The sequence below is a fragment of the Streptomyces caeni genome, from assembly GCF_042678285.1.
Classification (GTDB): Bacteria; Actinomycetota; Actinomycetes; order Streptomycetales; family Streptomycetaceae; genus Streptomyces; species Streptomyces caeni.
Window position 1 is genome coordinate 12,454 of the sequence record NZ_JBHUDX010000031.1, and the last position, 5,251, is coordinate 17,704.

Below are 5,251 nucleotides of genomic sequence, written 5' to 3' on the forward strand. Positions count from 1 at the left end.
CGCCGCCGGGGCGGCCGGGTGGCGGCTCGGCGTCCGCTTTCGAGTGACCCGGCCGCCTGTCTGCGGTGGTGGTGCGGGGGAGTGCCCGACGATCGCAGTCGGCCGGGCACCTTCGCCCGCCCCGTCGTCCGCCGGGAGCGATCCGGGAGTTCGTCGTGCACATCCTGCTCGTGGCCAGCGCGTTCAACAGCCTCACCCAGCGCGTCCATGCGGAACTGCGCGACCGCGGTCACACCGTCGCGGTGGAACTGGCCCTGCCGGGGAACCCGTTGACACGGGCGGTGCCGCGCCACACGCCGGACCTCGTGCTCGCGCCCCTGCTGAAGACGGCGATCCCCCGGCAGGTCTGGGCCGCGTACCCGTGTTTCGTCGTCCATCCGGGCCCGGTCGGCGACCGCGGGCCGTCCTCCCTCGACTGGGCGATCCAGGAGGGCGCCGGACGGTGGGGCGTCACGGTCTTCCAGGCCGAGGAGGAGATGGACGCGGGCGACGTGTGGGCGTCCGTGGCGTGCCAGGTCCCGCCCGTGGCCAAGAGCGACCTGTACCGGGGCGAGATCGCCGACGCCGCGCTCGCGGCCGTCACGCTCGCCGTGGAGCGCTTCGCCGACGGCACCTTCACCCCGCTGCGGCAGAACGCCGCCCGGACCCGTCCGTACCTGGACCAGAGCGTCCGGCGCATCGACTGGCACGCCGACTCCACGCGGACCGTCGTCCGCAAGCTGCGTGCCGCGGACTCGCAGCCCGGAGTGCGCGACGTGCTGCTCGGCGAGGAGTGGTACCTGCACGGCGGCCACCCCGAGGAGAGGCTGCGCGGAGCCCCGGGGGGACTGCTCGCCACCCGGGCCGGGGCGGTCTGCCGGGCGACCGGGGACGGCGCCGTCTGGATCCCGGAGCTCAGACGCCCCCGCCGTCCCGGGGGGCCGGCCACGTTCAGACTCCCCGCGGTCCAGGCCCTCGGCGACCGGCTGCCCCGGCTTCCGGAGCTCCCCGCGCCGCCCGACGCGGACCCGCGCACCTGGACGGACATCCGCTACCGCGAGGAGGGCGGCGCCGGCTTCCTCGCGTTCTCCTTCCCCGGCGGCGCGATGAGCACCGCGCAGTGCCGGCGCCTGCTGAGCGCCTACCGCCAGGCGTGCGCACGCCCCACCTCGGTCCTGGTGCTGGGCGGCCGGCGGGACTTCTTCGCCAATGGGATCCACCTCAACGTCATCGAGGCCGCCGCGGACCCCGCCGCGGAGTCCTGGGCGAACATCAACGCCATCGACGACCTGGTCGAGGCGGTCCTGACGACCACGGACCGGCTGGTGGTCTCCGCGCTGGCGGGCAACGCGGCGGCGGGCGGCGTCATGCTCGCCCTGGCGGCCGACGAGGTGTGGTGCCGCGCCGGCTGCGTGCTGAACCCGCACTACCGGCTGATGGGCCTGTACGGCTCGGAGTACTGGACGTACACCCTGCCGCGCCGAGTGGGTGCCGCGACGGCCGGGCGGCTGATGCGCGAGGCCCTGCCGATGAGCGCGCGGAGCGCGCTCGGCCTCGGGCTCGTCGACCGGGTGGTGGACTGCGGGCCGGAGGACTTCGCCGGGGAGGCCGGCCGGCTGGCGGCCCGGCTCGCCTCGCTGCCGGGGACACGGTCACGGATCGCCGCGAAGAAGGCCGAACGGGAACGCCGGGAGAGCGGCGGGCCCCTGTCCGCCTTCCGGGAACGGGAACTGGCCGAGATGCACCGCGCGTTCCACGATCCGGACGCCCCCTACCACGCCCTGCGGCGCGCCTTCGTACGCAAGGAGAAGCCGCCCCGCACGCCGCCGTATCCCGCCCGCGCCACCGGCTGCCGCACCGGGGCGGAGGACCATCCCCGGTGACACCGCAGTCCACCCCCGCCGAACCCACCGGAAGGACCGCCCCGTGAGCGTGACCGCGTTCGCCCCCCGGACCGAGGAACGCCTCACCCGCGCCCGGCGGGTGGCCGACACCGTCCTCTTCGAGGGGTGCGTGCTGTGCCCCCGCCGGGACCCGGCGGCGAGGAACCGGGTGCACCGCCAGTCAGGGGTGCTCGTACCGCCCGGCTGGGGCGCCGAGGGCGAGGAGTACGACTTCCAGCACACCGAGTGCCTGATGGAACCCGGCGCGGACGCCATCCTGGCGGTGGAGCTGCGCTTCCTGCGCGCCCGGCGGCGAACGCTCCAGCGGGCCGGTTCCGGCGGCGTGTTCGAGAGCGTTCCCGAACTCCGGCCGGGCGACCGGGTTCTGGCGCCCGGGGACGAGGGCACCGAGGAACGTGTCGACGTGACGGTGACGGTGGATGAGCTTCTGGACGGCGACGGGGCCACGATCCCCTTCGGCCGCCCGGCGGGGGAGGAGAGCGAACCGGTCCTCGACGTGACAGGCCGTCCGATCGGCCGTACGGTCCGCCGCCACGAGGAGGTCAGCGGCGCCCTGCGGTTGTCGGCGCGCGTACTCGACGGGCCCCGCCCTGTCGTGCGGCTGACGGCCGTCGTCGAGAACACCAGTCCCTGGACGCCCGCCGACGCCCGTACCGCCGGCCGGGACGCGGCGCTGCCGTACTCCCTGGTGGCCGCCCACCTCCTGATGGCCCTGAGTGCCGGATCGTTCCTGTCGATGACCGATCCCCCCGAATGGGCGAAGGACGCGGCCGCGTCCTGCCGCAATCTGCACGCCTGGCCCGTACTGGCCGGCGAACCGGGCCGCGCCGATGTGGTGCTGTCCTCACCGGTCATCCTCGACGACCACCCCGTGCTCGCCTCGGAAGGCGTCCCGGCCGGCGGCCGGGTGCTCGTCGCCGGCATCGGGAACGTCTTCCTCGGAGACGACGGCTTCGGGGTGGAGACCGTACGCGCCCTGAAGGGGCGTCACCTGCCCCCCGGCGTCGAGGTCGCGGACATCGGGGTGAGGGGCGTGCACCTCGCCTACCAGGTGCTCGACGGCTACGACACCCTCGTCCTGGTGGACGCCACCGCGCGCGGCGGCGATCCCGGCATGCTGTACGTCATCGAGCACGACGGCCCCGGCGGGAACGATCCCCACGGCGCGCCGCTCGACGGCCACCGGATGACCCCCGACGCCGTGCTCGCGCTGCTGGGCACGCTCAGTGCCGGAACCGGAGGGCGGCCGCCGCGGCGCACGCTGGTCGTGGGGTGTGAACCGGCCGCGGTGGAGGAGGGCGTCGGGCTGAGCCCCGCGGTCGCCGATGCCGTGCCGAAGGCCGTCCGGCTGATCGAGGAGATGCTGGGGGCCGGCGGACCGGGCGGGTCCGCGCGGCCGGCCGTCGCCGGCGAAGCGGCGACATGAGAAGCGGCGCCCCCTTGGGGCGAACGGCGTACGCGGCCGGGCGGCGACGGCGTGCCGGTCCGCGCGCCCCGCCCCGGTCACCTCTAATGGACGTCGGCGGGCCGCGCCCGTACGTCCCGCCTCCCGGGGCGGGTCCCGGCCGCGGCCGGGACGGAGACCGATGCACGAGATGTCCATCGCGCTGGCCGTGATCGGCCAGGTGGAAGAGGCGGCCGAGCGGGCCGGGGACGTCACGGCGGTGCGTTCGGTGCTGCTCCGGGTGGGCGAACTCGCCGGCGTCGTTCCCGACGCGCTGGTGTTCTGCTTCGAACTGGCCTGTGCCGGGACCGTGCTGGAGGGAGCCGAACTGGTCACCGACGCGGTGCCGGGCCGGGCCCGCTGCGCACCCTGCGCGCACGAATGGCCCGTCGGCATGCCGCCGCTCATGTGCTGTCCGCGGTGCGGCGGGGCGAGCACCGACCTGCTGTCGGGCCGTGAACTGCAGATCGTCAGCGTGCACTGGGAGGACGGCCGAACGCACGCACCCACCCGCGAACCGATCCCCGAGGAGCGCTGAACCATGTGCCGTGTGGTCGACCTGGAACAGGCCGTACTCGCCAAGAACGACCGGGCCGCGCACACCCTGCGCACCAAACTCGCGGCCCGGGGCACGACTGTCGTCAACCTGCTGTCCAGCCCCGGCAGCGGCAAGACCGCCCTCCTGGAACGCGAACTGGTGCTGGCCCGGGAACGGTCGGTGCCGGTGGCGGCGCTGACCGCCGACCTGGCCACCGAGAACGACGCCGCGCGCCTGGCGCGGTCGGGCGTGCCCGTCAAGCAGGTCCTCACCGACGGGCTGTGCCACCTGGAGTCCGCGATGCTCGCCCGCCACCTGGAGGGGTGGCTGCCGGACGCGACCCGGCTGCTGTTCGTGGAGAACGTGGGCAATCTGGTCTGTCCCGCCTCCTACGACCTGGGGGAGACCCTCCGCGTCGTCCTGGCCTCCGTGACCGAGGGTGAGGACAAGCCGCTCAAGTACCCCACCGCCTTCGGTCTCGCCCACCTGGTCGTGGTCACCAAGACCGACATCGCCGAGGCCGTCGCGTTCGACGAGGCGGCCTTCCGCGCGAACGTGGGGCGGGTGAACCCGGGAGTCGACGTGCTGCTGACCTCCGCCCGGCGCGACCTGGGGACCGGCGCCCTGCTCGACCGGGCGCTGGCGGCCGCGGACGGCGCCCCGCTCCACACACCCGTCATGACCCGCCGTCCGCAGGCCGCGCCGCACGACCACGCCCATGACCACACGGACGGCACCGGCGTCATGGCGCCGTCCCGCTCGTGAACGGCCCCCACCCCCCGACGGCCGTCGCCGTCCCGGCGCGGCTGCGCCGCCGGGTCACCGTACGGGGCGTCGTGCAGGGCGTCGGCTTCCGGCCGTTCGTGCACGCCCTCGCCACCGCCCTGGACCTGTCCGGGCACGTCACCAACACCCCCGAGGGCGTCGTCGTGGAGGTCGAGGGTGCCCCCGCGGACGTCATCCGGTTCTGCGAGCGGGTCGCCGCGGACGCGCCCCCGCTGGCCCGCGTGGACTCCGTCGACCACCAGGACGTCCCCCTCACCGGCGACCCCGCGTTCGCCATCCTCGCCTCCCGCACCGGCGGACCGGCGGGCACCCTGATCCCTCCGGACACGGCCACCTGCGCCGCATGCCTGCGCGAACTGGCCGACCCCGCGGACCGCCGCCACCGCCACCCGTTCATCAACTGCACCCACTGCGGCCCGAGGTTCACGATCGTCACCGGCCTGCCCTACGACCGGGCGCACACCACCATGGCCGGCTTTTCGATGTGTCCCGGGTGCGCCCGCGAGTACGCCGACCCCGCCGACCGCCGTTTCCACGCCCAGCCGGTCGCCTGCCCGGGCTGCGGCCCACGGCTGCGCCTGCTCGTGCGGCGGCCGGACG

At 75.1% G+C, this 5,251-nt stretch carries 5 protein-coding genes; all 5 read left to right on the forward strand.

The window, feature by feature from the left end; translation table 11 throughout:
• Nucleotides 1-155 precede the first annotated feature (155 nt).
• Nucleotides 156-1,862: an enoyl-CoA hydratase-related protein gene (locus ACFSL4_RS13710; protein WP_381082178.1), complete on the forward strand. Its 1,707-nt coding sequence runs from the start codon at nt 156-158 to the stop codon at nt 1,860-1,862.
• Nucleotides 1,863-2,754: 892 nt separating this feature from the next.
• A complete protein-coding gene (locus ACFSL4_RS13715; RefSeq protein ID WP_381082280.1) occupies nt 2,755-3,309 on the forward strand; it encodes a hydrogenase maturation protease in 555 nt (184 codons plus the stop codon).
• A 160-nt stretch (nt 3,310-3,469) separates the two neighbouring features.
• The gene (locus ACFSL4_RS13720) at nt 3,470-3,865 is read left to right on the forward strand and encodes a hydrogenase maturation nickel metallochaperone HypA/HybF (RefSeq protein WP_381082180.1); all 396 of its coding nucleotides are present in this window, start codon (nt 3,470-3,472) and stop codon (nt 3,863-3,865) included.
• Nucleotides 3,866-3,868: 3 nt separating this feature from the next.
• Nucleotides 3,869-4,630, forward strand: a complete 762-nt coding sequence (gene hypB / locus ACFSL4_RS13725) for a hydrogenase nickel incorporation protein HypB (protein WP_381082182.1) — start codon at nt 3,869-3,871, stop codon at nt 4,628-4,630.
• Nucleotides 4,627-5,251 (forward strand): acylphosphatase (locus ACFSL4_RS13730; protein WP_381082184.1); only part of this gene is annotated, 625 nt, incomplete at its 3' end. The genes hypB and ACFSL4_RS13730, both read left to right, overlap by 4 nt.